A 26,992-nucleotide genomic window follows, 5' to 3' on the forward strand; every position below is an offset into this window, starting at 1 on the left:
GCTCAGCGGCGGCGCGTCCGCACCCCGAGGAAGCCGATGCCGAGGCCCACCAGCGACGGCCCCACGCCCAGTGTGGACACGGGAATCCGCCGGTCGGAGAGGTCGAGGGGGGCCTCGGTGCCGGTCCGGTGAGCCGCCGCCGACAGCTCCGCGGGCGTGCTCTCGGCGGCCGGGGCGTCCGTCTTGGGTACCGCCTCGACCCCCTCGTCCGACTCCTCGGCGGGCTCATCCTCTGTTGCCGTTTTAGTACGAGCGGGCTTCACCGGGCTCGTGGAGGACGGCGAGCCGGAGGGGTCGGCCGGTCGGCGGGCCGCTCCCGGCCCTCCCCCGCCGGCGCCCCCGAGGGAGGCGGAGTCGCTGGGCGCGGGCGCGTCGAGCGGCCCCGACGGCTCGGGGCCGCCGGACGGGCGGGTCCGGGGGGTCCGGCGGGTCCAGCAGGTCCGGCAGGCCGGGGGATCCCGGGGGGGCCCGGGGTTCCCGGGGGGGCCCGGGGTTCCCGGGGGGGCCCGGGGTTCCCGGGAGGTCCGAGGGGTCCGGCGGGTCCGGGGGGCCCGACGGGTCCGAGGGGTCCGGGGGCCCGAGGGGTCCGAGGGGTCCGGCGGGTCCGAGGGGTCCGAGGGGTCCGGGGGAAGGCGACGCCGACGGGGCGGACGGGCGATCAGGCGGGGTGGGCGCGGCGTTCGTGGCCGCGGAACCGTTCGGAGCGGGGGTGTGAGCGGGCGGTGTGGGGGAGACCGTCGCCGTGGCGGGGCGCGAGGGGGCTGGCGGGCGCGGGACGGACGGGAGGGCCTGCGCAATCGCATGGTGACCCCGGACAGTCGGCCCTGCTTTGCGGCTGGTGACGGCCTCGGCATCCAGCCCCGGGCCGACTCGTCATTCCGCGTCGGGCTGGGTGCGGCGGGCGTAAGCGCGGGCCGCACGGGCCCGGTCGCCGCAGCGGGTGGAGCACCAGTGGCGGCGGCCGTGGCGCATCAGGTAGCGGGTGCAGGGCGGGGAGCCGCAGGCGGTGAGGCGCTCCGCGTCAGGGGAAGTGAGGAGGTCGGCGGCGTCGGCCGCGAGGGTTGCCAGAGAGTGGTCGACGATCGCGGTGGTGGGGTGGGGGCTGGCGCGGTAGGGGCCGGTCTTCTCGTCCCACAGCAGCAGCGGGGCTGTGGGGACGCGGGTCATCGCGTCGTTGATGGCGGCGAGTGCGGCTGGGAGGGCGGGGTGCCCCTCGGTGCGAGAGGCGAACAGCGATCTGATCTGTTCGCGCAGTGAGCGCAGCTGCGTCGCGCACATCTCCCGCATGCCGGCGTCTGCCGGGGCGAGGCCACGTTCGGCCAGCCAGTGGTTCGCCTGCGCCGGAGTGCCCAGGAAATCAACCCCGTGTCCGCCGGGCAGCGCGATGGAGCTGTTGGCGAGGGCGAGGGACAGGTGCTTTTCCTCGCCCGGTGCGGGCGGCGGAGCGGGGACTTCCATGGCGGCCTCCTTCACTCTCCTCATGGTACGGCTTGCATCTATCCGTGAATAACAGCTACCTTCACCTCACGGTTCATACGCATCTATCCGTGAGGAGCTGCCTCGCCGTGCCTTCCCTCCCCCTGACGACCGACATGTTCCCGGTCCGTGTATTCGGCGGCCCGACCGCCCTCTTCGAGTACGGCGGCCTGCGCTTCCTGACCGACCCGACCTTCGACGGCCCCGGCGACTACCCCGCACCCGGCGGCCCGACCTTGACCAAGACCGCCCCCGCCACCGCGGCCCCCGCCGATCTCGGCCCCATCGACGTGGTCCTCCTCTCGCACGACGAGCACGCCGACAACCTCGACCACTCCGGGCGTGCCCTGCTCGCCGACGTCCCCCTCACTCTCACCACTCCCGGCGGCGGACACCGTCTCGGAGAGAAGGCCAAGGGCCTGGCCGACTGGGAATCCATCGAGCTGAAGCGCCCCGACGGCGGCGCGATCACCGTGACGGGCGTCCCCGCCATCCACGGCCCCGGCACTCGCGAGGAGACCGAGCCGATCTCCGGCCAGGTCGTCGGCTTCGTCCTCACCGGTGAGGACCTGCCCACCGTCTACGTCAGCGGCGACAACGCCCATCTCACCCTCGTCAAAGAGATCGCCGAGAGGTTCGCCCCGGTGGACGTCGCCGTCCTCTTCGCCGGCGCCCCGCGCTTCCCCGGCCTCTACGACGGCCAGCCGGTCGTCCTGGACAGCGCCCAGACCGCCGAGGCCGCCCACCTACTCGGCGCTCGCCGCGTGGTTCCCGTCCACTACGACAGCTGGACCCACTTCACCGAGGGCCACGACGACCTGGAAGCCGCCTTCACCTCCGCCGGCCTGGCCGACCGACTGGACTGGGGCCGCCGCGACTGAGCCGACCGCCCAAGGCCACCACGAACGCCCCACCGGCGGCCCGGCGCCCCGCAAGCGGAACCTCCGGGCCCATGCCGGTCGGGGCCCGGCATGAGATCGAGCTCCGACCGGCATGGGATGTGGCCTGCGGTTCTTCGCCCACGCACCGGGTCACACTGCCGGCAAGTCCGGGTTCAGAGAACAGGCAGTCAGGGGGAACGCACCTCAGGCGACGTCGTGCACGTTGTGTTGGAGCAAGTCGGATGCATGCCGGGCAATGGCCCGATAGTCGGCATCGTCCGGGAACCAACGAGGCTCCTGTGCGGACGGGTTGGGCTTCGAACACCTCCCCCAACGGCACGGGAGCTTCGTGCGTCGCGGAGCCTGCCGTCGTGGGGCGAACGGCTTGTCACACACCCTGGCGCGGCGGCACTTCTGTCTCCGGCTGCGGAGGGTGTGTGACAGGCCCGGTAGCTCATTGGATCAGGTCGGTGTGCGGATGCTCGGAGGAGGCCGGGCAGAGGTAGATCTGCATGTTGTCGGTGCTGCCGACTTCGACCTTGGTCGGCTGCGAGGGGTCCTGGCCACAGCAATGACCGGTGGCGTTTGCGGCGGCCTGGTCCTCGTAGGGCGTCCAGCTGCGCCCCTCGCCGCCGTCCCATTCGTAGGAGGCGATGGTCAGCAGCGGGACCATCCGCACCTCACAGACGGTGCAGAATCGGGGGTTGGGGTCGGTGCGGCCCCACGGAGGCCAGCCGCCGACCTTCCAGCCGGGCGCGTCTGCCAGATGCACGTCATAGAAGTCCCGCGGACAGTCCGCGTGCTCGGAGCTGTCCACGTCGACGCCAGCTGCCTGCCATCTGCTCCAGTCCTCCACCATCAGCCGCATCTGCGGGCTCAGGTCGAGGCTGTTGGGGTACTCGGTGATCGCTTCCGGTGCGAGCACGCACGGCTCCGGCAGATATCCGTCATCGTTCACCTCGTACGGTTCGGGCGGTGTGGCGAGGATGTCGCCCACCTCGGCGGCGGACCGCCAGAACAGTGCGATCAACGGTTTGTGATCCGGATCATGGTCGTAGGGGCACCAGAGGACCTGGAGCAGATCGGCCTGTCCGGGCGGCCGCAGCAGGGGTATGTCGCGCAGATACAGCTGGGCCACGGGCAGCATGGGGACCGGGCAGTCCGCGGGCGGAGGGCCGACGGCGAATCGCTCCGCGAGCATCGCGGCGTTCCGCTCCTTGACCGCCGCCTCCTCGGGCGTTGTCCCACGGACGTTGTGATCACGGTGCCGCCGGGCCCGTATGCGTCTCTTGAGCCGCACGTCGGCCGGCGACCGGCGGAACCCGCTGTCCACGTGCAGGTGCGAGGCTTCACAGTGCGGCCACGGCTCCTCAGCCGGCCACAGCAACGGCCCCCCGACCGAGCTCTCCCCGACCGAAGGCGAACCGGGACGCGGGTGCAGCCGAATCGCAGGACGCGCCAACGGTGCCAGTTCGGGAAAGACCGCGGCCACGTCCACGGGCCGCGGCGGAGTAGTACGTACGAAAACCATGCCGGTGATCCTGTCACCAACCACCGACAACCTGGCCGCCTCAACCAGCTTCGGTGACAACGGTGTTCAGCTGGTCAAGTCCAACGCATGCAGCCCCGGCCACAGCGACAGCAAGCCCGCCTATGTGACAACCAACGTACTTCGGCCCAGCCATCACTTGATCAAGGGCAGCAAGGCTGAGGCCGGTGGGGGGGTACTGCGAGGCACACGCGTGGGTGCTCGGCAGCTGTTACCCAGACAAAGCGCTATGCGCCAAGATTTTCGAATGGCTGACCTTATTCAAGGCTGACGCATTCCCGTCATTCTCTTTCATCACCCACTGCAAAATCTCGTTCACACTACGAGAATCCACCAAGCGCACTTGCAATTCAGAACCTCCAGGCAGTGGGGTTACTTTGCAGGTCCATTTCTTTTCAGCAATTGAGCAAGGTTCATAAGACGGCCACAGTGTTCCATTGTCGAGGTTCTTCACGAAAGCCCATAGAGATCGCCCTTGAAGCTCGCCGCCAAAGCTGCCCGAAATCTCCAAAATCCCACTGCGGGAGGTGTCACGCCCGGAAGGCTCTGCGATTTCTGCCGTCACTTTGTCCAGAGAATGACCCCCTTCGGGATCCGCCACTCCAAATTGGGACAATATCACCGGATTCGCAGCGAGCAATGTCAGGGCGGACGAAAAAAGGCCGACAATGGAAATAGCTAGCGGAGTATGCCCCTGCACCCATGCCGAGACTCGACCGCCGTTCCGCTGCTGCCGACCCGAAGGTTCGCCCTCGACCTCCGGGAGCGTGGTCACTTCATTCTCACTCATTCCGCCCCCCTCTGCCGGAGTAGTACCGGCAGAGGGAAACTCATAAACATTCGACCCGCAAATCACCCTCCCATGCCCGCATTTGTCGCCAGCTGGAAAGAATGGATCATGTTTGGCGATTTCCGATCGCGTGCCAGTGGGCGAGCGTAGAGCCAGCAGACCGTCAGCGCAGGTGAGATCCACGCCGGCCCAAGACTGTGCATCCGAGCGCTATCTCCGCCCGGCGGATCTCTGAGGAGCCGGAACAACTCCCGTTCTGACATCCACACCTGACATCAACGACGGTGGACAACAGCAGCCGTGAGCGGCTGCCGAGGGCACCAGTACAGAAGGGGGCCGCCTGGCGAAATTTCGGAGGCGGCCCCCTTCTGGCATCCAGATCTTGTCCCTCATACTCCAGCCGTAGATCGTGATCATGTTGGCCCGCCGCCTGTTCGGTTGTAGTGGTTTGCTTGGGAGCGGTCTTGGTGGGAGTGGCTGTGCCGGTGCTTGTCGGGGCAGCGGAGTCTGCTCGGAGGGGTGCGGGGTGACGGGGTCGGTTTCGAGGCCGTCGGCGGCAACGTCGGCCGATGTGATGCGGGCGCGGGCCGAGACGGAGGTGAACCTTCCGGCTCCGCTGGTGGCACTGTGGAGCGTGAGGGACGGCCTTCTCACCGAGTCCGGTGTCGCGGTGTACGCGGCGGGGGACATCGGTGAACGCAACGCCACGTACGAAGTCGCGCAGTATGCACCGGGTTTCCTTCTCGTCGGCGATGACAGTGGTGGCCGCGGATTCCTCCTGCGTGCCGATGACTCGGACTCCGCCGTGTTCTCCTCCGGGCTGGGTGATCTGGACCCTGCGGACTTCGACGTCGTGTCCCCAGACTTCGCGTCCTGGATCGAATCGCTTGGTCCTGCCCGTTCCTGTTGACAAGGGGCACCCTCGGGTTCGCTTGCCGGCGTGGGCTGGACGAGTCGATCGCGCTGGTAGATCTTGTGCGGACATGGGTACGGCCACCGCTGATCATCGGTGTGTGAAGACTGAAGATCATGCGGTGGCCGTGGGCCACAGCGTTGACCCTGCCTGTTGGCAGGAGGCGTTCGAGGTCCTGATGGGCCGGATAGCGGGCCGGTTCGCGCGGGTTGAGCCCCGGCGCCGGGTGAGGGACTTGGTGTGGGGGCTGCTGTCGGACCTGCCACGCAAGAACTGCTGGTCGATCCCTCGTCCGGCTTTCCGTCCCCTCGGAAAGTCAGAGTGGTCGTCCCTGCCCGGGGCCGCGTACTCCCACTCCGCCTCGCTGGGCAGCCGGAAGGGCAACGCCCCGAGCAGGTCGTCCAAGTCGTCCTCGAAGCGGGCCGTGCGTGCATCCGAGTCGGCGAAGCTGTCCTGTACTCCGGCAGCCAGTGCCGTGCTTGCGCCACCGTGAGCGGATGGCGGACGATCAAGACTCCGGAACGCGGTTGCCGCCCCCGTCAGCGGCGCCGGCTTCCCTAAGCGCCGTCGCTTCCCACGCTGACGGGAAGAATCACAGTCCGAGTGCCCGCCTCCGACGTGGTGTCGCCTTGGACGCGCCGCCCGTTCATCCGCTCGGGCTCGGCGAGACGGACGCGGACGCGGACGTGGACGCGAAGATTGTCGAGGTGGACGTCTCGGTGAATGGTGGGAATCTTCAGCTTGGCAGGCGCCCGCTATCAACCGGCAGCCAGTGAAGAGACCAGCACCGCCCCGAATCCGAGGACGACCAACTGCACGATGCCAGGAATGCGCCATCCAAGGGCGAGGAGGCCACCGCCTGTCACTACCGCGCCGCCTCCCAGAAGCCACAATGCCTGCGACGCCGCCCGCGACGCACTCGACGGAACGACGCCATCGCTTTCGTAGCTGTCGGCCCAGCCCGCCATCCCAACGCTGTACACCGACCAAGCGATGAGCATGAAGTCGATGACGAGTAGCGCCACGCTGACCCCGATCTGCTGACCGGTTGACGGCTCGTTCGCGCGTCTCATACCCACTGCCATCCTGTCTGCCGGCCACTATCCAGTACATGCATGCGGTCAGCATGGTGGTCGCAGCGCGCCTGCACATGAGCACAGGTACTCAGACGCACCGTTCTCGTCGAGCACCGAACCGGATCTGTCGCCCGTGCCCCAGTCGTGCCCGATCGAGCGGGAAACCAGGGGGAACACCGGGCCTTCACGGTAGCCGGACATGTGAACGGCCCGACCAAACACCCAGCTCAGGGACCGTTCTGCCGTTCTCACTGCTCATCGTCAAGATCGGCGGCGGCTTGACTCTGCCCTTGCCACTCCACCGACCTCGGCGTGTGACGTGTCAGAGCGCCGGGCTCCGGCGCTCGATCAGTACGACGTCGCGCCATACGCCCTGATGTCGACCGAGGCGCTCGCGCGTACCGACGACGCGGAAGCCCACCTTGTGATGGACGGCGAGGCTGGCGGCGTTCTCGGGGAAGATGCCGGATTGGATCGTCCAGATCCCGGCGGCCTCGGTGGACCTGATCAATTCGCGGAGCAGTGCGGCTCCGACGCCGTGGCCGCGTGCGTCGGGGTGGACGTACACCGAGTGCTCGACGACGCCGGCGTACGCGCACCGGTCGGAGACCGGCACGGCCGCGACCCAGCCCAGGACCAAGCCCGCGTCGTCGAGGGCGACGTATCGGTGTCGCGGAAGCTTTGTCTCGTCGAACTCTTCCCAGGTGGGGGCGGTGGTCTCGAAGGTGGCTCCGCCTTCGTCGATGCCCAGTTGGTAGATCGTCAGGACCTGGTGGGCGTGCTCGGCGCACATCGAGGTGATGCGGTACTGGTCAGCCGCGCCCATGGTCAGCTCGCCGGGGCGATTTCGTCGACCAGGCCGCGGATGCGCTTTTCGATTTCGTCGCGGATCGGGCGGACCTCTTCGACTCCCTGTCCGGCCGGGTCGGGGAGCTCCCAGTCCACGTAGCGCTTGCCGGGGAAGACCGGGCAGGTGTCGCCGCAGCCCATGGTGATGACGACGTCGGACGCCTGGACGGCCTCCACGGTGAGCACCTTGGGGACCTCGGCCGAGATGTCGATGCCCACCTCCGCCAACGCCTCCACCACGGCGGTGTTCACGGTGCCGGCGGGGGCGGAACCGGCGGAGCGCACCTGGACGCGGTCGCCCGCGAGGTGGGTGAGGAAGGCGGCGGCCATCTGGGAGCGGCCGGCGTTGTGGACGCAGACGAACAGCACGGAGGGGCGCGTGTCGGGAGTGGTCATCACGGTGGTCTTTCTGAGCAGGGCGGGTCAGGGGGTGGCGAGTTCGGGTTCGCCGTCGGTGACGACGGCGCCGGTCTGTGCCGGTGCGGGGTGGGTGAAGACCGCGGCGACCAGGGCGAGGCCGATGACGGCGCCGGCGAGCTGGGCCACGATGAACGGGATGACCGAGGCGGGTGCGATGCCCGCGAACGTGTCCGTGAAGGCGCGCCCGATGGTGACGGCCGGATTGGCGAACGACGTGGAGGACGTGAACCAGTACGCCGCGCCGATGTAGGAGGCCACGGCGACGGGGGCGAGCTGGGCGCGGCCGGTGCGGGTGAGGCCGAAGACGAGCAGGACGAGCCCGGCGGTCGCGACCAGTTCACCGAGCCACAGGTGACCGGCGGAGCGGTCATGGGTGGACCACTGGATCAGCGGCTCGGCGAACATGGCATCGGCCAGGACGGCGCCACCGATCGCCCCGGCCGTCTGGGCCGGGAGGTACGCGGCCAGGTCCCGGAGGGTCAGCCCGTCGGGGGTGCGGCGGCCGGTGAACCAGGCCGCGAGGGTCACCACGGGATTGAAGTGCGCGCCGGAGACCGGCCCGAACAGCGCGATGAGCACGCCCAGGCCGAACACGGTGGCCAGGGAGTTGGCGAGCAACTGGACGCCGACGTCATCGGTCAGTTCGGTGGCCTGGATGCCGGAGCCGACCACCACCGCGACCAGGGCGGCCGACCCCACCGCCTCAGCGAGGGCCCGGCGGCCGAGCGATGCGCTCACGCGGTCGCCTCGGCCGTCTGCGTGGTCGCCAGGAACGCGGACAGCCGGTCCAGGGTGGTGGGCAGCACCCAGTAGTACACCCATGTCCCGCGACGCTCGCAGTCGATCAGTCCCGCCTGCCGGAGCAGCTTCAGGTGATGCGAGATCGTCGGCTGGGAGAGGTCGAAGGCCGGGGTCAGGTCACACACGCAGACCTCGCCGCCCGACCGCGAAGCGATCATCGACAGCAGTCGCAGCCGGACCGGGTCGCCCAGCGCCTTGAAGACCTTCGCCAGGTCGGCCGCCTGGACGTCATCCAGAGGGGCGGTCACCAGCCCCGGGCAGCAACCGGCGGGCCCGTCGTCCTGCCCGATCACCACAAGCTCTTGCTTCGACATTCTTCTATGTTGACGTTTCTCGATCCAAGGCGCAAGCTTTGTATCGACAGACATCAATGCAAGCAGATCGGAGTCACGTCATGTCCCGTGCCCAGCTCGCCCTGCGCGTCAGCGACCTCGAAGCCTCGATCACCTTCTACTCGAAGCTCTTCGGCACCGAACCGGCCAAGCGCCGCGAGGGCTACGCCAACTTCGCCATCGCCGAACCCCCGCTCAAGCTCGTACTCATCGAGGGCGAGCCCGGCGAGGAGACCCGCCTGGACCATCTCGGCGTCGAGGTCGAGTCCAGTGACCAGGTCAACGCCGCCACCACCCGCCTGAAGGACGCCGGCCTGGCCACCTTCGAGGAGAACGACACCTCCTGCTGCTACGCCCTCCAGGACAAGGTGTGGGTCCACGGCCCCGGCAAGGAGCCGTGGGAGGTCTACGTCGTCAAGGCCGACGCCGACACCCTCGGCAAGAGCGCCGACCCCAACGCCACCGGCGACACCTGCTGCGCCGGCCAGGCCACCGAGGAGGCCCCGGCGGCTGTCGGGTGTTCCTGCGGCTGACCAGCCCCACTACCGGCGCGAGCGGGCGGTTGCAACGGCACTGCGGTTGCGGCGGGCAGCGTGCCGGACGTCTGTCCACGTGCTCGGCGGGGCACCGCCCGCACCGGCGGTGCGCCCTCCCAGGTCCGAACAGCGGACCAGCGGCGATCTACGGATCCGTCGACAAGGCCCGCTACAGCATCGCGGACTCCAAGGGCGTCCGGAGGAATCGCGTGGCCAGTACGCCGAGGTGGACCGCGCCCCACGCGGCCTCGGCGTGATCGCGCGGCGTCCGGACGAACCCGAGCACGATCCCCACCCCGCGTTACCCGGCTCCTGGCCACCCGGCCCCGTCACCGTCGACGACGCTTCTCGGCTCCCACGCAAACGCGCCACATTCGCGCGCACGCCCACGTCAGTCATGTCCATGCCTTCCGCGTCGAGGGATTGCTCCCTTAGGCTCCTCCGCCGGACCGCAGGTGTTACCGACGGTAGGGGAGATCGGTCATGGGGCGAACGGGCAGCACTCGACGCACCTTTGTGGTGGGGGCCGCGGCCGCAGGCGGGGCGGTGGCGCTGGGCACCGGCACGGCGGCTTCAGCGGCACCGGCGCAGGGACGGCAGCAGGCCGTCGCCGTGCTCGGCGGTGGCGTCGCCGGGCTGACCGCCGCGCATGAACTCGCCGAGCGGGGCTTCGCGGTGACCGTCTACGAGCGTCGGGCACTCGGCGGCAAGGCCCGCTCCATGGGCGTACCGGACAGCGCGAAGGGAAACCGCAAGCCACTGCCCGCGGAGCACGGGTTCCGCTTCATCCCGGGGATCTACCACAACCTCCCCGACACGATGCGGCGCATCCCCTTTCCCGGGAACGCGGGCGGTGTCCGGGACAACCTGATCGCACCGAAGGAGATGATGTTCGCGCGGAACAACGGCCGCGAGGATCTGCGGATACCCATCCCCGGGGAGAAGGAGCCCGCCGAGCTCACCCTCGACGACATCAGACGCGCCCTCACCGGCCTCATGGAGACGGGGTTCAATCTTCCCCTGCATGAGATCGCGTACTTCGTGAACCGCGCCGTCGTCTTCCTGACCAGTTGCGACGCGCGCCGCAACTCCACCTGGGAAGCCACCCCTTGGTGGACTTTCGTACGCGCCGGGCAGATGTCGAAGGAGTACCAGCGCATCCTCGCGGTCGGCATCACCCGCAACATCGTCGCCACCAAGGCTGAGGTGGCCAGCACCCGTACGGTCGGCACCCTCGGCGAGGCCTTCGTGTTCAACGCGCTCGGCCGGGGTGCGGACGGCCCGCCCGACCGGATCCTCAACGCACCCACCAATGAGGCCTGGATCGACCCCTGGGTGGCTCATCTCACCTCCCTGGGCGTGCAGTTCCGTGTCGGCTGGACCGTGCACGAGGTGAGGCTGGGCGGAGACGGACTGGTCTCCGAGGCCGTCATCGAGGACAGGGACGGCGTCCTTCGCTCCATCACCGCCGATCACTATGTCTCCGCCATGCCGGTGGAGCACGCGCGGCGCACCTGGAGTGCCGGATTACGGGCTGCCGACCCGCAGTTGGCGCGCTGCGACAAGCTGCGGACGGACTGGATGACGGGCATTCAGTTCTATCTGACCGAGACGCCGCCCGTGGTACAGGGCCACTTCAACTGCATCGACTCGCCGTGGTCGCTGACCGCGATCGCCCAGGCCCGGCACTGGCCAGGGCGGGACTTCGCCGCCGACTACGGCGACGGCGTGGCCAAGGAGTGTCTGTCGGTGGATATCTCCGAGTGGGACAAGCCCGGCGTCCTGTACGGCAAAACGGCCAAACAGTGCACCCGCGAGGAGGTCGCAGGCGAGGTGTGGGCGCAGCTCAAGGACGCACTCAACGACACCGGCAGGACGGTGCTGCGCGACGGCACACTGCACTCGTGGTTCCTGGACCCCGGAGTGGACGGGATCGGCACCCCGCACCCGACCAACCAGGACGAGCTGCTGATCCACCCCGTGGGCACGCTGCACAACCGCCCTTCGGCCAGGACCACGGTCCCGAACTTCTTCCTGTCCGGGGACTACGTCGCCGTGGACATCGACCTCGCCACCATGGAGGGCGCGAACGCCTCGGCCCGTCAGGCGGTCAATGCCCTTTTGGACCAAGCAGGGTCGAGTGCGCCGCGCTGCACGGTCACCCCGCTGTTCCGGCCGCCGGAGCTCGAGAGCCTCAAGCGCCACGACCACTTCCGCTTCAAGGCCGGCCTGCCGAACGCGTTCGATCTGGGGTGATCCCGTCGGGAGCGGTCGCTCGACTGATCAGCCATGCCACCGGCGAGGCACCCTGCTCGTCGCCCTCCCAGCCACCGACCCGGGGAAGGTGGCGAACGGGATGCGGGCAGGGGCGAAAAAATCTGTGGATCTTCACGGCAACCTTTTTCGGCCTCTCGGACCACTAGGCGTTGTCCGGCCAAGTGGTCCGGTCAGATGCAACGGCTGAAAGCGAGAGCACAGACATGTCCCTGGAACGAGAGCACAGACATGTCCCAGGCGCACCCACGCCAGCGGTGGCGTCCCGCGTCGGCGGCCACCGTGCCGACGGCGCGCGCGCTGGCCGCCCGAAGCATCGTGGCCGTCGGTTGCTCGCGCGGCGGGGTCTCTGGGCGGGTCTCACCATGGTGGTCGTGGCCGGCTCGGCCGTTGTGGTCAACCAGGCTTCGGCGGGGCAGAAAACCCTGAATCCGAAGAAGTGGTACGTGCTGGTCAACCGCAACAGCGGCAAGGTGCTGGACAACCGCGCCTCCGCCACGAAGGACGGCGCGAAGGTGGTGCAGTCGAGCCGTCACGGCGGGGCCAACCAGCAGTGGCGGTTCATCGAATCGGGTGACGGGTACTACCGGCTGCAGAACCGGAACTCCGGCAAGGTGCTGGACGACCTCGGCTGGTCGAAGGCCGCCGGCTCCGCCATCGTGCAGTGGAAGGACCTGAACGGCACCAACCAGCAGTTCAAACTGGCCAAGTCGCCGGACGGCTACGTGCGTTTGGTCAATCGCTTCAGTGGCATGGCTGTGGGTGTCGAGAACGCCACCAAGGCCAACGGGGGCGACATCGTCCAGAACCGCGACCGGGGCCGCGCCAACCAGCAGTGGAAGCTCGTCGCGGCCGGTAGCACCGGGGACGCGGGGAACTCCGGCAGCACGCCCACGCCGTCTCCGCCCCCCGCCAAGGGCAGCTCGACGACCCGTTTCATGGGCAGCGACAAGGTGTTCATCGGCGGTTCGATGACGGACGCCTCGGCGAACGCCGCGCCGTTCGACGTGCGCTACGCCTATATACACAGCCAGCCCGCGCCTTCGTCGGCCGCCTATACGGCATCGCGTTGCAAGGATGAGTGGTCGGGCTGGTGGGGCTGCTGGGGCGGCAACACCACCGCGCCCGGCAGCCAGGTGACCTGGTCGCACGCCCAGGCGGCCAAGGCGACCTACCGGGGCAAGTCGCGACCGCAGAAGTACCTGTGGACCTGGTACTCGTTGCGCGACCTCGGGGACGCGGCAGGCGAGGGCGACGGCCCGGGCGAGGTCAAGGCCATCAACCGGCGTGACCTGCTCACCCGGTACCTGAACGACTACCGGTTCTTCCTCCAGAAGATCGGCAAGTCCCACGACATGATCGACCTGGAGCCGGACTTCTGGGGCTTCGCCCGGTCGCTCGGCAATCTGCACCAGGTCCCCGCGCAGGTCTCGGGCGCCAACCCGACGGACTGCGGAAAGCAGGAGAACAGCGCCGCCGGACTCGCCCAGTGCCTGATTCACATGGCGCACAAGTACGCGCCGAACGCCGCCGTGGGGCTGCACCTCTCCTGCTTCGACTGGGAGAGCAACCTCCACAAGTGCGTCAAGGACTACGCCGATCTCGGGGCACGGAAGGCCGACTTCCTGGTCACCGATGTGTCGGACCGCGACGCGGGCTGGTACGCACAGCCGGCCCACGGCGGCCGTGACACCTTCTGGACCGACAAGAAGGCCGCCGCCTCGCTGAAGTTCTGGAAGACGATGGCCGAGTCCGTGGGCAAGCCGGTGGTCCTGTGGCAGATCCCCGTGGGCAACATGGCGCAGAACAACACCCCCGGCCACTTCAAGGACGACAAGGTGGACTGGTTCTTCGCCCACATGGACAAGGTGGCGAACGCCCACATCGCCGGCCTGCTGTTCGGTGCGGGGTGGACGGAACAGACGACGCCCGAGACCGACGGCGGAAACCTGATCCGCAAGACGATCGCGTATCGCGCATCGGGTGGTACAGCACTGAAGTAGGCGAAGTTGATGAAATGCACCTCCGTCTCTTCGATGGAGGTGCATTTCGTCGTCTTCGTCGGGCTGCGGACCTCTCCCAGCCGGACTCATCAAGCGGGCACTGGCCCAAAGCCCGGGTCGGCACGAGTCGCTGGCTTCGCGCTTCGAGAGCGGCGCCCGACGCTCACCCATGGGGAAGCGATCCGTCGGTCGTTACGCCGGGTCGATGCGGGAGACGCTGCCACGCAGGTCGAGTACGTACAGCTCGCCGTTGCCTCCCTGCACGAACGAGACGACCCGGCCGCCGTCGGCTCCGAGGTTGCTCACGCCGGTCACCTCGCCGTTCTCCATCCGCAGAGCACGGACGGTGCCGTCGCAGTAGTCGCTGAACACGTACTGACCCTTGAGGTCCGGGATCGCCTCGCCCCGGTAGACGTATCCGCCGGTCACCGAGCAGCCAGGCCCGCTGCGGTCGTACTCGTAGATCGGCGGTACGTGGTTCGCGGGCTCCGCGCCGCCCCGGAAGGGATGGTTGCCCTCCATCTGTGACCAGCCGTAGTTCTCGCCACCCTTGCTGCTCGCCGGGGCCCAGTCGATCTCCTCCCAGGCGCTCTGGCCGACGTCCCCGATCAGCAGATCGCCCGTGCCCGCGTCGAAGGAGAACCGCCGCGGATTGCGCAACCCGTACGCCCAGATCTCGTCCTTCGCGTTCGGGTCGTCCACGAACGGGTTGCCCGGCGGGATCGCGTAGGGCTTGCCGCCGCTCGGGTCGATCCGCAGCAGCTTGCCCAGTAGCGTGCCTAGGTTCTGCCCGTTGCCGTGCGGGTCGCCGGCCGAGCCGCCGTCGCCGAGCGCGATGTAGAGGTAGCCGTCGGGGCCGAACGCGATGTCGCCGCCGTTGTGGTTCGCGTAGGGCTGCGTCTGGGTGAGGACGGTGCGCCGGCTGCCCGGCTGGATCTTGCCGTCCCGCACCGCGAACTCGTCCACGGTGCTGGTCCCCTGGAGGTTCGTGAACGAGATGTAGAAGTGCGCGAACTCCTTGTCGAACGTGATGCCCAGCAGGCCGCGTTCGCCGTTGGTGGTGGTCTCGCTGGATATGTCGAGGACGGGCGCGCCGAGCCCTTCAGCACCCAAAACCCTTACCCTGCCCGCGCGTTCGGCTATCCAGACCGTGCCACCGGGGCCTGCGGCGCCGGCGGACGGATTCTGGGCCGTGGCCACTTTCTTGAGCACGACCTTCGTTGCCTGACGTGGGGCGCTGAGCTCGTCGGCGGACGCCGTGGTCAGAGCGAGAGAAGCGACGAGGCAGAGCGTGCCGATGACCGCCGAGCTTCTGGTGCGAACTTTCACCGTGATCCTCCTAGAGGCGGCGAACGAGCGAGAGCACCCGGCTGTCATGGGCAGAGACAGGCGGGTGTCGTCCACGCCGGCACGCATACCTGGGGGGTGGGGGGATGGTGCGCTACTGGCCACAGCTGAGGCTACCGGGGCAGGGGTTGTTGAAATAGACCACACTCCGCCACCCAGGTGTCTCAGCCCGGCGCGACGATCCGCGTTGGGCGGGTTGGGCTCAGGCCGGCCGGGTGGAGGCCCGTAGTTCGATCGCGTATCCGCCCTGCGGGGTGGGTCCGGCGGTGAGGGTGCCGTCGAGCAGTTCCGCGCGTTCTCTCAGGCCGATCAGGCCGTGCCGGGCGCTGGGCAGGGTGACGGACGGGCGGGTGGGGGCGGTGTTGGTGACGGTGACGCCGAAGTGCTGCGCGTCGTGCCACAGGCGCACCTCCGCGCGGGCGCCCGGGGCGTGCTTGCGGACGTTCGTGAGGGCTTCCTGGACCGTGCGGTAGACGGTGCGTTGGGCGGTTGTGCTGATGCCGGGCGGGAGCTCCCCGGTCAGCGTGGTCTCGATGCCGCTGTTGGTGACCAGCTGCCGGAGGTCGGCGAGGGTGGGCTGGGGGGTGAGTGCGGTGTCCTTGCCGCCGGAGGCGCGCAACAGGGTGACCATGTGGCGGAGTTCGTCGAGGGTGTTCACACTCAGGGTGCGGATGGTGCGGGCGGCGTCGCGGGCGTCCGGGTCCCTGGCGGCGATCTGCAGGGCTCCGGCCTGCACAGCGATGAGGCTGACCTGGTGGGAGACGACGTCGTGCATCTCGCGGGCCAGTTGGGCGCGTTCACGGGCGAGGACGCTCTGGGCGTACAGGGCGCGCTCGTGTTCGCGGGCCACTTCGACCTCGACGAGTTGGCGGGCCACGTCGTGTCCGGCCTGCACGAGCTGACCGAACAGGATCGGGGCGAAGGCCGTGGCCAGCGTGTAGACGAAGTCGATGAGCGTCCAGGTCCGGTCGCCGGAGAACGCGTCGGACAGGGGCCAGGCGAGGGTGCCCGCCGCCGCGTTCAGCAGGGCGCATCCGGCGGGCAGCGAGCGGTTCCGGGTGCGCGTGGCCAGTGTGTACAGGGCGACGATCGGGGCGACTGCCACGTCCATGAGCAGAGTCATGGGCAGGGTCAGCAGGAAGACGGTCATCGGAAAGCGCCTGCGCAGGATCAGTCCGGCGCAGCCGAGGGCGACGACGGCCCACATGAGGGGTGTCGCCTCGTCGTGGAGGTTGGTCCAGGCGTCGAGCGCGGCGAGCAGGACGAGGCCCGTGTCGACGGCCTGGGACGGCACCCGCCGCCACAGTGCCTCACCCGCGCTCATCACCGGTTGTCCCGTGCCGTGCCGGTAACGACGTCGCCGTTGTCGCCGTTGTCGCCGTTGTCGCCGAGCAGTCCGGCGCGCTCGACGAGCAGTCCGGCGCGCTCGACGAGCAGTGCCCGCTGGACGCGGCCGGCGACCCGGAGCCTGGTCAGGATCGAGCCGACGTGGTCCTCGACGGCGCCCGCGCTCAGATGGATGCGGGTGCCGGTGTCGGTGTCGGCGTCGGCGTCGGCGTCGGGCAGTCCTTCCGCGATCAGGACGAGGACGTCAGGTTCGCGGTCGGTGAGCAGGTTCACGCGCGCCACGTCCGCTTTCGGGGACATCAGCTCGAACCCGGACCGCACCAGCGCCTCGTCGTCCACCACCGCTACCCGGATCACCGGCGTTCCGCCCCACACTCGTCTGCTCTGTCCGGCTTCTCGACGTCCTGTACGCCCCGACGCCCCGCGTCGGGGCACTCACGTTCCCGTACGGTGACCGCTCGCCGTCGACAGTACGTCCGGCCAGGTGAGCGACGGTGCGGCGGCTGGAGACTCCCGCCACCCGGCAGGCTGGTTCCAGCCGTTCGGGGGGAGCGTTCCGGCCCGTCGGCGGGCGGGTGGGCGAGGTCCGGCGGATGGTGTCGGCGGTTCTCGTCCGGTGGGATCGGTCCGTGGGCCCGACCGGGTCCTCCGGCCGCAGTCGATTTCCGAACCGTTCGAGGATCACCCAGCCATGCCCGAGTTGTCCCTTCGTCAGCCCGTCCGTGCTCTGCGTCGCTGTGCGGCGCGGCCCCATGTGCTGTTCGGGGGCGTGTACGGGGCGGTTCTGGCCAGCTCCATGGTGGCCGCCCTGACGGAGCAGGGTGAGACGGCGCCCGCCGACCGGTTCAGCAGCGCGCAGTGGCTCCTGATCACGGCCGCCGCATCGGCCTTGGCGCACGGTTACGCACATCTGATCGCCCTGCGCGGCGACCGGACCCATCACGGTGTGCGCGCCGCGATGCGGCTGTTGCTGTCCGAGTGGCCGTTGGTGGTGGCGACGGTGCCGACGGTGGTCCTGCTGCTCGGCGCGGGCTGGGGGTGGTGGCCCTCGGCGGGCATCGAGTACGTGGCCTTCGCCGTGAACGTGGTGCTGCTGTTCGCCTGGGGCCTGCTCGCGGCCCGCGCCGCCGGTCGCACGTGGAGTTCCGCCTTGATGATCGGCACCGCCGACTCGTTGCTCGGGCTGACGGTCGTGGTGGCCAACGCCGTCATCAAGTAGGCGGTTGGCCGTCCGGGACCGCCGACCGGCCGCCGCGGCGCTGTTCCGCCGGTCGGCGGGGCGGTACCGGCCGGTCGGCGGGGGAGTTGCCGAAGCCTGCCGGATGGTCCGACTCCTGACGGCCACACGAGATTTGCCGTATGACACAGACACAGCCGCCACAGGAGACGACGGCTCCGCGGGAGACGACGGCTCCGCGGGAGAACGCCGCCCGCCCCCGCCGAGTGGCTGGAGCTGACCGGCCCGGGGTGGTGAACCGCTGAGGGCGTCGGGCCACGCGACCAGCCGCCGGTCGGCCTCCCCGGGCTGCGGGGTGACGCGGCGCGTGTGAACCTGCCTGTGTGGATGTCCGGGCACATGAGGCGGGACCTGGAGGCGCCGCCCGGTCGGCGCCGACGGCGGTGCTGATCGCGACGTGCCTCTCGACTCTGGTCGTCAACGCGAACACCTCGGCCGTGAGCATCCTGCTTCCGGCGATCAGTGCGGACACCGGTACGTCGCTCGAAGTCCTGCAATGGGCCGTCACCGGGTATTCGCTGGTGGGAGCGGCGGTGATCGTCACGTCGGGGGCGCTCGGCGACGTGTTCGGACGGCGGCTGGTCTTCCTGGGCGGCCTGGCACTGTTCATCGCCTCGTGCGTGCTCATCGCGCTTTCCGACAGCGGAGGCGGGGTCATCGCGGGCCGGGCGATCCAGGGGGCGGCGGGGGCGACGATCCTGGCCTGCGGGATGAGCCTGTTGTCCGTGTCCACGTCGGGAGAGGGGCAGGTACGGGCGGTGACGCTGTGGGGTGGCGCGTCGGCGGTGGGTGCCGCTGCCGGGCCGCTGCTCGGCGGTGTCCTGGTGGACGGCACAGGATGGCAGGGCCTGTTCTGGATCGATGCGGCGATCGCGCTCGCCTGCGTACCGCTCACGCTGAAAGGCGTCGCCGAATCCCGCGATCCGGATCGCAGCCGCTCGATCGACTTCGCGGGGACCGTGCTGATCGCCGCCGTGCTCGCCCCGGCGCTGCTCGCACTCAGCGAGGGGGCCACATGGGGGTGGACCTCGGGCGCGGTGCTGGGGTGCTTCGCGCTGGCGTTGGTGTCGGGCGTGGCGTTCGTCGCGGTGGAGCGGCGGGTCGAAGCACCTCTGGTCGAGCTGCGCCTGCTGAAGAATCGCGTACTGATCGGGGCGACGGTCGGAATCCTGCTGAGCGCGGGTGTGATCAACGCGCTGATGTATCTGGTCAGCCTCTACTTCCAGGACCCCGCCACGCTGGCGTTGAGCCCGTTCCAGGCGGGCCTGGCCACGCTGCCCGCGACGGTGGGGCTGATCGCGGTCACGCCCCTTGTGCCCCGGATGGTTCAGCGGCTGGGCATCGGGCCTGTGATCGCCGCCGGTTTCGCGGCGGCGACGGCCAGTTGCGTACTGCTGTCGTTCGTCCAGGGCGACTGGCGGTACGTGGCGTTCGTCCTGCCGCTCGTGCTCCTGGCCGCAGGTCTGGGGCTCGTCAACGGTCCGGCGAGTTCGGCATCCACGTCGTCGGTGTCCGCCGACGAGGTCGGAGCGGCGTCAGGTATCTCGAACATGGCCCGGTACATCGGCGCGGCAGCGTTCACGGCCGCTGTGGCAACGGTCAACGCGACGGTGGGGGAGTCACGGCGCTCGGAAGGGGACGGGGCGGCAGACGCTCTGGCCGCGGGCCTGTCCGGCGCGTGTCTGCTGCTCGCGATCGCGGCCGGGGTGGGCATGCTCCTGTCGATCCTGGCGGTTCGCGCCCGCCGACGCCGGGTCGGGCCGGGTGCCTACGGAGCAGCTGCGGCGTCGCACGCACACACCGTCCTCGTAGAAGGCCGATGACCGGGTGCCTCGGCTCCCCGGACCTCGACGGCAGCCCACGAGCACGCGGTGCGGGGCTCGGGCGTCGTGGACGGCGGCGCCGTCGGCAACGCCGTCCACGAGGACGCCCGGAGCGGTGAGTTCGCCGTGGCGGAGCGGGCCGCCGGGGCGGCCCGCCGAACGGCTCGCGAGCACCGGGCCCCTTCCGCCCGGACGGTTCAGGGCTTCTCGCCGTCCCGGTCGACGAGGGACTGGGTCGTCTTCATCTCGCAGAACGTGACGTCGCCCTTCTTGTGCGAGCGCCCGGCCGACGAGCCGTCCTCGTACTTCTCCTCGTAGTCGCGCACCGCTACCGACTGGGTCCCCCGGTACTGGAAGGTGTCGGGGTCGAGGAGGTACTCCCTGCGCTGGACGGCCTCGCTGCCCAGGTCCGGGTAGATGGCGATGGCGTCGTGCCCCGTGGGGTCCTTCACCAGGTGCGGGACCACCTCGATCCCGGGGTCCGCGGCCAGGGCCCGGTACAGCCTGGCCATCCCCTGCGGATGCACGGGATAGGCCTCGTTGAGGGTGGTCAGGAGCGCGAAGGTCTCGGCCTGCTCACGCGTCAAGCCGGTGTCCTTGCCCATGGGGAACAGGTCCGCCGCCTGCTTCCGGATCTCGGCGGGGTCGTCCGGCAGCGAGGCGAGCAGGCGATACAGCCGCCGCTGCGAGGGCTCGGTGTCGCCGTCCTCGTCGTCCTCCCTCACGGGGCTGTCGTACTGGACCCACTCCTCGCTCACCTCGGGCTTGGCGTCGGGCGCCGCGTCCGACGCTCCGTATCGGCACTGCGCGGTCTTCAGGTAGACCCACTGGCCGTCGCGCGGATGCGGATCCGGCTGCCGCGACACCACTTCCGCCGCCTGCTCCAGCAGTGCCGTCGCGGACGCCAGGTTGGGGCTTGCCGGCTGCACGCTTCGCTCGGGGCCATCGCCACCGACGAGCAGGGCCGCCAGCACCGCGATGGTGACCACCGTCGCGGCGACCCCCGCGGTCGTCACGCGCCAGTCCAGCCGCATCCTGCGGGCAGAGCCCTGTTGCGCTGCTCCCAGCAGCCTCTGGCGGCCGGGTACCAGCCGCGCCCGGTCCGGGGTCGGCGCATCGGCGCGGAACTCGTGCATCTTGGTCATGTCATCCATGGGTTACCGCCCCGTGGTGGTCGCTGACGAGGGTGGGATCGGCGCCGAGCGCCTTACGCATCTTGCGCCGCGCCCGGTTCAGCCGGGAGCGGACCGTGCCGACCGGCACCCCGAGGGCGTCGGCACACTCCTGGTAGGTGAAATCCGCCCAGGCGACCAGCAGCAGCACATGCCGGTCCTTCCCGGGCAGGGCCGCGATCGCCCCGGCCAGCGCCTGCTGCGAGGCCTCGGCCGTCACCCGCTCATCGGCCCGTTCCGACCAGGACTCGGCCACCGGGTCGACGCCGGTACGGGCCAGCGCCCGCAACGCCCGTACTTCGGAGCGGCGGTGACTGCCGATGAGGTTGCCGGCGATGCCGTAGAGCCACGGCCGGGCACTGGCGCGCGCGACGTCGTAGCGGGCGCGCGTGCGGAAGGCGATGAGGAAGGTCTGCGCCGTGATGTCGTCGGCGTGACTGTCGCCGAGACGGCGCATCACATACCGGTGGATCTCGGCGGCGTGTCTGTCGTAGAGCCTGGCGAATATCTCCGGCCGCTCCAGGGATTCCTGGATGACCAGCGCGTCGTCGGTGGGTGGCTCCCCCACGAGGCCTCGCTTCTTCTTGCAGTAGGAGTGAGTGCATTCCACCCCCTGTTGTCCGAAGCGGCCAGGAGGGTTCACGGTGAACAGTCGGCGACGCCCTCGGGAATCCGGGTCGAGTGGCGTGCGTGAACCTGTGATCTCTGTCTCTTACTTGTGAGTCGTCTTCCGTGAACCGTGGGGTTCATGTGACCACTTGTGCGACCCTGATCGTTTTCGTGCCTCAGGGCCAAACCCCTCCCCACCACGTCGACTTGTCCTTCCGTCGGCGTACATCACGGAAAGTCCCCCCATGACTGACAGAACCGAGGCCGTGCCCCCGCCCGCCTTCACCCCGGGTGGTCACCACCGGCACCGCAAGCCGAAGCAGCTCGGCGCGGGTGCCCGCCGAGCCCTGGTCCTCGCCATGGCCGTGCCCGTCGCGTCGGCGGCGCTCGCCGGGCCCTCGGCCTTCGCCGCCAACGGGAACACCACCGCGACGGCTCCCGACAGGGCCCCGGACGGTAAGGACGACCTGAGCCCCGCCGACCAGGCGATCGCCGCCAACCTCGAGACCCGCGTCAACGACCCGCGCCTGGGCAGCAACGTCAGCGGCGTGGTGCTGGACGCCGAGTCGAACGACGTCATCTGGGGCCACAACGCCGCGACCGCGCTGATGCCGGCGTCCAACACCAAGCTCGCCACCGCGACCGCCGCCCTGACCGTCCTCGGCCCGAACCACCAGTTCAAGACGAAGGTCGTCTACGGCGACGGCACCCTCACCCTCGTCGGTGGCGGTGACCGCACCCTGACCAGCGCGGACCTCGGCGACATGGCCAAGGACGCGGTGGCCGGGCTGAAGGCGGCGGGCCTGACCACCGTGAAGGTCGCGGTGGACGACAGCCTCTTCCCCGAACCGACCCTGGCCAACGGCTGGAAGGCCGACTACTTCCCCGGGGACGTCGCCCCGGTCCGCGCCCTCGTCGTGGACGGACACGCCGTCGACGACACCTCGATCGACGCCGGACAGGTCTTCGCCAGGCAACTCGCCGCCGACGGCATCACCGTGGACGGCGACGTCACCCGCCGGACGGCGGACATCACCGACGTTCCCGTGTCGCGGCACAGGTCCGCCAAGCTGTCGGACATCGTCCACCGCATGATCAAGGTCAGCGACAACAACATCGCCGAGACCCTGCTGCGGATGACCGCGCTGGGCGCCGGGCAGCCCGCCACGTTCGAGGGCGGCACGACGGTCGTGCGCGACGTGCTGAGCCGGCGGTACGGAGTGTCGCTGGAGAACTTCCAGATGTACGACGGGAGCGGCCTCTCCCGTGCCAACCGCATCCCGGCCCGGACCCTGGCGGAGATCCTCGACCTGCTGACGGAGAAGCGCTACGAGCACCGCCTGAGCTCGATCCGCGACGGCCTCCCCGTCGCGGGCGAGGCCGGCAGCACGCTCGGCCCGGAGTGGGGCCGCTTCGACGACGCGAACTCCAAGTGCGCCGTCGGCAAGGTGTACGCGAAGACCGGCACCCTCACCGGCGCCATCGCCCTGAGCGGCCTGACGCAGGGCAAGGACGGCCGGTGGAAGGTGTTCTCCTTCGTGGAGAACGACTCCACGGCCAGTGGCAGCGCCATCAAGGACGCGATGGACGGCCTCGCCGCGACCGTGAACGGCTGCTGGGCATAACAGCTGCTGGACCTGACGCGAACGTGTGCCCCGGGTGCGGATGCCCCGGGGCACACGATCAGACGGCGCTGACGCGGCCGGGCCCGCGGACCGACACGCATGATCACCGAGCGCTGCCGCGCCGGGAGCGGACCGGCGGACCGGCGGACCGGCGGACCGGCGGACCGGCGGACCGGCGGACCGGCCTGAAACGGTGTACATCAGCGTTCGGTGTGTGCCTGTGCGGCGGCTGTCGATAATGGGGGTGCCCATGCCTGCGGCGCTCGCCGTGTCCTGGCCGGGGTCGGCTCGTGTGTCGGTCGTCGAGGGCTTCGCGGCCGACTGAGGGGGGTGGCAGGGTGATTCGAGTGCTCTTGGCCGATGACGAGGCGTTGATCCGCGCCGGGATCCGGTTCGTGCTCGAAGCCGCCGGGGACATCGAGATCGTGGCCGAGGCGGACAACGGTGCCGGCGCCGTCGAGCTCGCTCGCACCCACCTCGTCGACGTCGCCCTGCTGGACATTCGTATGCCCGGCGTCGACGGGCTGGCCGCGGCCGCCGAGATGAGACGGGTGGCACCGCGGACGCACGTGGTCATGTTGACCACCTTCGGCGAGGAGGACTACGTCACCCGGGCGCTGCGCTGCGGCGCCGCGGGGTTCCTGCTGAAGGACACCCCGCCCGACGACCTGATCCGGGCCGTCCGGGTGGCGGCCGCCGGCGAGCCCATCCTCTCCCCCCGGGTCACCAGGCAGCTGATCGAACGTCACGTCAACCGTGACCTGAGCCAGGTCGACGAGGCGCGGCGCCGTGTCTCGGCCCTCACCGACCGCGAGCGCGACGTGCTGTCCCTGCTCCATGAGGGCTCGTCCAACGCCGAGATCGCCAAGGAACTGCTGATCAGCGAGGGCACCGCCAAGGCTCACGTCAGCCGCATCCTCTCCGCCCTCGGCTGCACCAACCGGGTCCAGGCGGCGATCCTGGCGCACGACGCCGGGGTCCTTCCGCCGGGCAGCCGTCCCTGATCCGAGCTGCCCGAGCCGATCCTCTCGCGCGCCCTGCCCCTGTGTCACCGGTCTTCGGAGCCGGTCCGGGAGGCGGGCGTCTGCCGGTCGGGGCGGGTGGATGGATCCGTGGTCGGGCTCGTCGGGCCCGGGCTTCCCCGGCGCAGGGGCAGCTCGGCGGTGACGACGTGGTCGCCGGTCCGCGGGTCCGTGCCGGCGGTGAAGTCGCCGCCCGCCAGGTGGGCTCGCTCGCGCAGGCCGGCCAGTCCCAGGCCGCTGCTGGGCGGCGGGACGGTGGGCGGGCGTGCGGCGTTGCGTACGTGGATGGTGAGTTTGTCGGCGTCGACGGTGACGGTCAGCCGCGTGGGCGCGCCGGGGGCGTGCTTGTGGACGTTGGTGAGGGATTCGCGCACGATGCGGTTCACCGCTCGGCGGACGCCGGCGTCGGCGTCGGTGAGGTCGTCGCCGCTCCAGGACAGGGTGAGGGGCAGGCCCGCGTGCCGGGCCTCGGTGACCAGGTCGCCGACATCCTCGCGCGTGCCGACCACCCGTTCGGTGCCGTCGAGGCGTTCGGCTCCGTCGAGGCGCAGGATGCCCAGCACGGTGCGGAGTTCGTCGAGTGCGGTCCGGGAGGTGGTGCGCAGCAGGTCGGCCTGCTCGTTGATCTCCGGGGCCGTGGTGCGGGTGCGCAGCTCCAGGGCCCCGGCGTACAGGACGATCAGGCTGAGCCGGTGCCCGAGCAGATCGTGCATCTCGCCGGCGATGCGCGCCCTCTCCTGCATGCGTGCCTGCGACTCGCCGAGCAGGTTGGCGCGTTCCAGCAGGGCGTTGCGTTCCCGAAGGGCGTCCATGGCCCGGATCCGCTCACCCTGGAGCATGCCGATGGCGCCCGGCAGCACCACCACCAGCACGGCGGGGGCCAGGGTGAGGGCGACATCCGCCGGGGCGGCCTTCCACCCGACGCCCCGCTCGACGAAGTCGGCCGCGGACTGCACGGCGGCGCAGAGCGTCAGGGCGGCCACGGCGCGGCGGGTTTCCGGCACCTGGCGGCCCACCGCGTAGGCGAGCATCACGGTCACCGGCCAGAGGAAGGCCGCCAGGGACGTGCTCGGCCAGATCAACGGCGCTGTCGCGATGCCGGTCCCCACCAGCAGCGAGGCGATCGGCCGGGTGAACCGGCAGAGCAGGGCGACCGCGGCGGCCAGCAGACAGATCGCCATGGCGGGCTGCCCGGCCACATTGATGACGCCGGTGACGATCGCCGTGACGGGCGCGCACAACCACCACGCCAGCAGCAACCTGCCCTGTCGTGCCTGGTACCGCCAGGCCGTCGTCGCCTCGGCGGTGACGACCTCGGCGAGTCTCGCCCAACGGGCCACGGCGCCTCCACGACGACGGTGGTGGTGGCCGGCGGGCCGGGCTGCCGCCCGCCCCGTGAGCGCGGCCGTACCCGGGCCACCCGGACCGGGGTACCGGCCACAGCGGTGCGGCGGTGACGACCGGTCGCCCGTGGCCGGCGCCGAGCGTACCCGAGCACAGGATCCGTGGTCACCGTGTCCGGTCCCGGCCGGGAGCCGGCCTCGTTCGGGCGAAGGGTGGGCCTGCCCTGGCACGCCGGGTCTCACCGGACGAACTTCGCCAGTCTGGTGGTGCTGTTGAGCAGGTACTCCAGCGGTCCGCGGCGGAAGAAGCGCGACCAGACGGTGGCGAACAGGATGGACCCGGCGATGAACCCGAGCAGCGGCACAAAGGTGGTGCCGGCGGTTCCGTCGGGCAGCATGGCGTAGGCGGCGACGTGGGCGACGTAGAGCGTCAGGGACATGGTGCCCACGGCGATGAGCGGGCTCGCCAGCCGGCGCAGCCAGGTCAGCCGGGCCATGGCCACGGTCGCGCAGACGAGCACGGTGATCGCCACGCCGAGGCCGCCGATGATCTCGAAGGTCGTACCGCTGTGCGGCTCGGCTCCCAGCAGCGACACGACCATGTTCGCGCTGTCCGTCACCTTGCTGTTGATGTAGTCGAAGGCCGGCGATCCCGGTCGCAGGGACTCGATGGAGTTCGGATCCAGGTTCGCGAAGGCTTCCTTCAGAGCGGCCCTGTCCGCCTGAATGGGCGGGTACAGCCTTGCCGTCAGCCAGGCGGTGCCGTATCCGAGCGCCATCAGCGCGGGGCCGAGCGCGGCCAGCCGCCGTTGCACCACGCCGGCGGCCAGGTCGAGCCGGGCCAGAGCCATGCCGGCGATCACGAACGGCATCCAGGTGATCGCGGGGTAGTAACCGTCGAGCAGCAGGCCCAGCAGTCCGTCGCCGCCGAGCCGGGCGATCGGGTCGTACGCGTCGATGCTCTTCGCCGTCGACTCCCCCAGCAGCCACTTCAGGCCGAACGCCGCCTGCGGCCCGACGACCGCGAGCACGGCCGCGATGATCGCGAGGGTCCTGGCCCGCAGTCGTATCAGGGGCAGTGCCAGCAGGAAGTACACCCCGTAGAAGGCGAGAATCACCAGGATGCCGGTCTTGAGCATCGTCAGCACGGTGCCCAGTACCAGCAGGACCAGGGCACGGATCACGATCCGGGCCCTCGCCCGCCGGCCGGCCAGGCCGGTCTTCGGCTCCCGACGGCCGGCGATCAGCATCAGCGAGAACCCGGCGAGGGTGGCGAACAGGATCGACGACCGGCCCTCGGTCAGTTCCAGCAGCCGGCCGGCGAAGCCACCCACGTCCTCGGCAGGTGGGGCGACGTGTACGGCGAACATGCCGAACACCGCCAGCGCGCGGGCCAGGTCCACCCCGACCAACCGCCCCACCGACGACGGCTGCTCGCCCCCGTCCACGGGCCCAACCGGTGCCGTCCGCGGCGGAGGTGACGCTTCGTGTGAGATCTCTGTCCGGGTCATGCTCCCAACGTCGCCGCGCCGGGCACCCGGACGCCTCTGCCGAGCTTCCGGACCGC

24 protein-coding genes and 1 pseudogene are annotated in these 26,992 nt (G+C 70.0%); 9 read left to right on the top strand and 16 right to left on the bottom strand.

What is annotated here, in order from left to right:
- Window positions 1–2: 2 nt before the first annotated feature.
- Both SMA5143A_RS39500 and SMA5143A_RS39505 read right to left on the bottom strand, forming a co-directional pair.
- The gene (locus SMA5143A_RS39500; RefSeq protein ID WP_107467619.1) at window positions 3–263 is read right to left on the bottom strand and encodes a hypothetical protein; all 261 of its coding nucleotides are present in this window, start codon (window positions 261–263) and stop codon (window positions 3–5) included.
- A gap of 610 nt (window positions 264–873) precedes the next feature.
- Window positions 874–1,482 carry an ABATE domain-containing protein gene (locus SMA5143A_RS39505; RefSeq protein ID WP_107467620.1) on the bottom strand — a complete coding sequence of 203 codons (609 nt, stop codon included), beginning with the start codon at window positions 1,480–1,482 and terminating at the stop codon, window positions 874–876.
- Between the two features lie 110 nt (window positions 1,483–1,592).
- Here SMA5143A_RS39505 and SMA5143A_RS39510 point away from each other — a divergent pair, with 110 nt between their 5' ends.
- Window positions 1,593–2,357, top strand: a complete 765-nt coding sequence (locus tag SMA5143A_RS39510; protein ID WP_107467664.1) for an MBL fold metallo-hydrolase — start codon at window positions 1,593–1,595, stop codon at window positions 2,355–2,357.
- Between the two features lie 454 nt (window positions 2,358–2,811).
- Here SMA5143A_RS39510 and SMA5143A_RS39520 read toward each other — a convergent pair whose 3' ends face one another.
- A complete protein-coding gene (locus tag SMA5143A_RS39520; RefSeq protein ID WP_107467621.1) occupies window positions 2,812–3,888 on the bottom strand; it encodes a hypothetical protein in 1,077 nt (358 codons plus the stop codon).
- Window positions 3,889–4,117: 229 nt separating this feature from the next.
- Complete coding sequence (locus SMA5143A_RS42765) at window positions 4,118–4,696, bottom strand: hypothetical protein (RefSeq protein WP_146194029.1); 579 nt, start codon at window positions 4,694–4,696, stop codon at window positions 4,118–4,120.
- A gap of 526 nt (window positions 4,697–5,222) precedes the next feature.
- On the opposite strand from SMA5143A_RS42765, the gene SMA5143A_RS39525 reads away from it, so the two are divergent.
- Window positions 5,223–5,606 (top strand): SMI1/KNR4 family protein, encoded by a 384-nt coding sequence (locus SMA5143A_RS39525; protein WP_258193998.1) that lies wholly within the window; start codon window positions 5,223–5,225, stop codon window positions 5,604–5,606.
- Between the two features lie 761 nt (window positions 5,607–6,367).
- Here the strand turns inward: SMA5143A_RS39525 and SMA5143A_RS39540 are convergent.
- The 5 genes from SMA5143A_RS39540 to SMA5143A_RS39560 all read right to left on the bottom strand — a co-directional run bounded on the left by SMA5143A_RS39540 (window position 6,368) and on the right by SMA5143A_RS39560 (window position 9,069).
- A complete protein-coding gene (locus tag SMA5143A_RS39540; RefSeq protein WP_258193999.1) occupies window positions 6,368–6,682 on the bottom strand; it encodes a hypothetical protein in 315 nt (104 codons plus the stop codon).
- Between the two features lie 325 nt (window positions 6,683–7,007).
- Complete coding sequence (locus SMA5143A_RS39545) at window positions 7,008–7,511, bottom strand: GNAT family N-acetyltransferase (protein ID WP_107467623.1); 504 nt, start codon at window positions 7,509–7,511, stop codon at window positions 7,008–7,010.
- 2 nt (window positions 7,512–7,513) lie between these two features.
- The gene (locus SMA5143A_RS39550; protein WP_107467624.1) at window positions 7,514–7,930 is read right to left on the bottom strand and encodes an arsenate reductase ArsC; all 417 of its coding nucleotides are present in this window, start codon (window positions 7,928–7,930) and stop codon (window positions 7,514–7,516) included.
- 27 nt (window positions 7,931–7,957) lie between these two features.
- Complete coding sequence (locus SMA5143A_RS39555; protein WP_107467625.1) at window positions 7,958–8,692, bottom strand: aquaporin; 735 nt, start codon at window positions 8,690–8,692, stop codon at window positions 7,958–7,960.
- Window positions 8,689–9,069, bottom strand: coding sequence for an ArsR/SmtB family transcription factor (locus SMA5143A_RS39560; protein WP_107467626.1), 381 nt, complete (start codon window positions 9,067–9,069; stop codon window positions 8,689–8,691). Before SMA5143A_RS39560 ends, SMA5143A_RS39555 begins: the two co-directional genes overlap by 4 nt.
- A gap of 80 nt (window positions 9,070–9,149) precedes the next feature.
- On the opposite strand from SMA5143A_RS39560, the gene SMA5143A_RS39565 reads away from it, so the two are divergent.
- The 3 genes from SMA5143A_RS39565 to SMA5143A_RS39575 all read left to right on the top strand — a co-directional run bounded on the left by SMA5143A_RS39565 (window position 9,150) and on the right by SMA5143A_RS39575 (window position 13,900).
- Complete coding sequence (locus SMA5143A_RS39565) at window positions 9,150–9,620, top strand: ArsI/CadI family heavy metal resistance metalloenzyme (RefSeq protein WP_107467627.1); 471 nt, start codon at window positions 9,150–9,152, stop codon at window positions 9,618–9,620.
- Between the two features lie 486 nt (window positions 9,621–10,106).
- On the top strand, window positions 10,107–11,879 hold the full coding sequence (locus SMA5143A_RS39570) for a hydroxysqualene dehydroxylase (RefSeq protein ID WP_107467628.1): 1,773 nt from the start codon (window positions 10,107–10,109) through the stop codon (window positions 11,877–11,879).
- A gap of 383 nt (window positions 11,880–12,262) precedes the next feature.
- On the top strand, window positions 12,263–13,900 hold the full coding sequence (locus SMA5143A_RS39575; RefSeq protein WP_107467666.1) for an RICIN domain-containing protein: 1,638 nt from the start codon (window positions 12,263–12,265) through the stop codon (window positions 13,898–13,900).
- A 192-nt stretch (window positions 13,901–14,092) separates the two neighbouring features.
- Here the strand turns inward: SMA5143A_RS39575 and SMA5143A_RS39580 are convergent, their stop codons facing one another.
- The 3 genes and pseudogenes from SMA5143A_RS39580 to SMA5143A_RS39590 form a co-directional block, all read right to left on the bottom strand.
- A complete protein-coding gene (locus SMA5143A_RS39580) occupies window positions 14,093–15,229 on the bottom strand; it encodes a PQQ-dependent sugar dehydrogenase (protein WP_181362242.1) in 1,137 nt (378 codons plus the stop codon).
- 220 nt (window positions 15,230–15,449) lie between these two features.
- Entirely contained in the window at window positions 15,450–16,571 is a 1,122-nt protein-coding gene (locus SMA5143A_RS39585; RefSeq protein ID WP_107467629.1) for a sensor histidine kinase, read from the bottom strand.
- Window positions 16,571–16,882: pseudogene (locus tag SMA5143A_RS39590) on the bottom strand (LuxR C-terminal-related transcriptional regulator); the annotation flags it as partial. The pseudogene SMA5143A_RS39590 and the gene SMA5143A_RS39585, both read right to left, overlap by 1 nt.
- A gap of 403 nt (window positions 16,883–17,285) precedes the next feature.
- Between SMA5143A_RS39590 and SMA5143A_RS39595 the strand changes: the two are divergent.
- Together SMA5143A_RS39595 and SMA5143A_RS39600 are read left to right on the top strand one after the other, a co-directional pair.
- Window positions 17,286–17,813: a hypothetical protein gene (locus SMA5143A_RS39595; RefSeq protein ID WP_107467630.1), complete on the top strand. Its 528-nt coding sequence runs from the start codon at window positions 17,286–17,288 to the stop codon at window positions 17,811–17,813.
- A gap of 401 nt (window positions 17,814–18,214) precedes the next feature.
- The gene (locus SMA5143A_RS39600; protein ID WP_107467631.1) at window positions 18,215–19,654 is read left to right on the top strand and encodes an MFS transporter; all 1,440 of its coding nucleotides are present in this window, start codon (window positions 18,215–18,217) and stop codon (window positions 19,652–19,654) included.
- Window positions 19,655–19,851: 197 nt separating this feature from the next.
- Here the strand turns inward: SMA5143A_RS39600 and SMA5143A_RS39605 are convergent, their stop codons facing one another.
- Together SMA5143A_RS39605 and SMA5143A_RS39610 are read right to left on the bottom strand one after the other, a co-directional pair.
- On the bottom strand, window positions 19,852–20,799 hold the full coding sequence (locus SMA5143A_RS39605; RefSeq protein ID WP_258194000.1) for a CU044_5270 family protein: 948 nt from the start codon (window positions 20,797–20,799) through the stop codon (window positions 19,852–19,854).
- Window position 20,800: 1 nt separating this feature from the next.
- Entirely contained in the window at window positions 20,801–21,394 is a 594-nt protein-coding gene (locus SMA5143A_RS39610; RefSeq protein WP_107467633.1) for an RNA polymerase sigma factor, read from the bottom strand.
- A 286-nt stretch (window positions 21,395–21,680) separates the two neighbouring features.
- Here SMA5143A_RS39610 and dacB point away from each other — a divergent pair, with 286 nt between their 5' ends.
- Together dacB and SMA5143A_RS39620 are read left to right on the top strand one after the other, a co-directional pair.
- Window positions 21,681–23,060 (top strand): D-alanyl-D-alanine carboxypeptidase/D-alanyl-D-alanine endopeptidase, encoded by a 1,380-nt coding sequence (gene dacB / locus SMA5143A_RS39615; RefSeq protein ID WP_107467634.1) that lies wholly within the window; start codon window positions 21,681–21,683, stop codon window positions 23,058–23,060.
- A 338-nt stretch (window positions 23,061–23,398) separates the two neighbouring features.
- The gene (locus SMA5143A_RS39620; RefSeq protein ID WP_107467635.1) at window positions 23,399–24,064 is read left to right on the top strand and encodes a response regulator; all 666 of its coding nucleotides are present in this window, start codon (window positions 23,399–23,401) and stop codon (window positions 24,062–24,064) included.
- A gap of 44 nt (window positions 24,065–24,108) precedes the next feature.
- Here the strand turns inward: SMA5143A_RS39620 and SMA5143A_RS39625 are convergent, their stop codons facing one another.
- Together SMA5143A_RS39625 and SMA5143A_RS39630 are read right to left on the bottom strand one after the other, a co-directional pair.
- Window positions 24,109–25,422 (bottom strand): sensor histidine kinase, encoded by a 1,314-nt coding sequence (locus tag SMA5143A_RS39625; RefSeq protein WP_258194001.1) that lies wholly within the window; start codon window positions 25,420–25,422, stop codon window positions 24,109–24,111.
- A 242-nt stretch (window positions 25,423–25,664) separates the two neighbouring features.
- Complete coding sequence (locus tag SMA5143A_RS39630; protein ID WP_107467637.1) at window positions 25,665–26,936, bottom strand: heparan-alpha-glucosaminide N-acetyltransferase domain-containing protein; 1,272 nt, start codon at window positions 26,934–26,936, stop codon at window positions 25,665–25,667.
- Window positions 26,937–26,992 lie beyond the last annotated feature (56 nt).

The sequence above is a fragment of the Streptomyces sp. MA5143a genome, from assembly GCF_900290235.1.
Lineage (GTDB): Bacteria > Actinomycetota > Actinomycetes > Streptomycetales > Streptomycetaceae > Streptomyces.

Bases quoted from the DNA above. Each gene is read 5' to 3' on its own strand.
- SMA5143A_RS39520 (WP_107467621.1), bottom strand. From the start codon at position 3,888: ATGGTTTTCGTACGTACTACTCCGCCGCGGCCCGTGGACGTGGCCGCG.
- SMA5143A_RS39575 (WP_107467666.1), top strand. From the start codon at position 12,263: ATGGTGGTCGTGGCCGGCTCGGCCGTTGTGGTCAACCAGGCTTCGGCG.
- SMA5143A_RS39505 (WP_107467620.1), bottom strand. From the start codon at position 1,482: ATGAGGAGAGTGAAGGAGGCCGCCATGGAAGTCCCCGCTCCGCCGCCC.
- SMA5143A_RS39550 (WP_107467624.1), bottom strand. From the start codon at position 7,930: ATGACCACTCCCGACACGCGCCCCTCCGTGCTGTTCGTCTGCGTCCAC.
- SMA5143A_RS39510 (WP_107467664.1), top strand. From the start codon at position 1,593: ATGTTCCCGGTCCGTGTATTCGGCGGCCCGACCGCCCTCTTCGAGTAC.
- SMA5143A_RS39560 (WP_107467626.1), bottom strand. From the start codon at position 9,069: ATGTCGAAGCAAGAGCTTGTGGTGATCGGGCAGGACGACGGGCCCGCC.
- SMA5143A_RS39605 (WP_258194000.1), bottom strand. From the start codon at position 20,799: ATGACCAAGATGCACGAGTTCCGCGCCGATGCGCCGACCCCGGACCGG.
- SMA5143A_RS39630 (WP_107467637.1), bottom strand. From the start codon at position 26,936: ATGACCCGGACAGAGATCTCACACGAAGCGTCACCTCCGCCGCGGACG.
- SMA5143A_RS39545 (WP_107467623.1), bottom strand. From the start codon at position 7,511: ATGGGCGCGGCTGACCAGTACCGCATCACCTCGATGTGCGCCGAGCAC.
- SMA5143A_RS39540 (WP_258193999.1), bottom strand. From the start codon at position 6,682: ATGAGACGCGCGAACGAGCCGTCAACCGGTCAGCAGATCGGGGTCAGC.
- SMA5143A_RS39585 (WP_107467629.1), bottom strand. From the start codon at position 16,571: ATGAGCGCGGGTGAGGCACTGTGGCGGCGGGTGCCGTCCCAGGCCGTC.
- SMA5143A_RS39595 (WP_107467630.1), top strand. From the start codon at position 17,286: ATGCCCGAGTTGTCCCTTCGTCAGCCCGTCCGTGCTCTGCGTCGCTGT.
- SMA5143A_RS39570 (WP_107467628.1), top strand. From the start codon at position 10,107: ATGGGGCGAACGGGCAGCACTCGACGCACCTTTGTGGTGGGGGCCGCG.
- SMA5143A_RS42765 (WP_146194029.1), bottom strand. From the start codon at position 4,696: ATGAGTGAGAATGAAGTGACCACGCTCCCGGAGGTCGAGGGCGAACCT.
- dacB (WP_107467634.1), top strand. From the start codon at position 21,681: ATGACTGACAGAACCGAGGCCGTGCCCCCGCCCGCCTTCACCCCGGGT.
- SMA5143A_RS39565 (WP_107467627.1), top strand. From the start codon at position 9,150: ATGTCCCGTGCCCAGCTCGCCCTGCGCGTCAGCGACCTCGAAGCCTCG.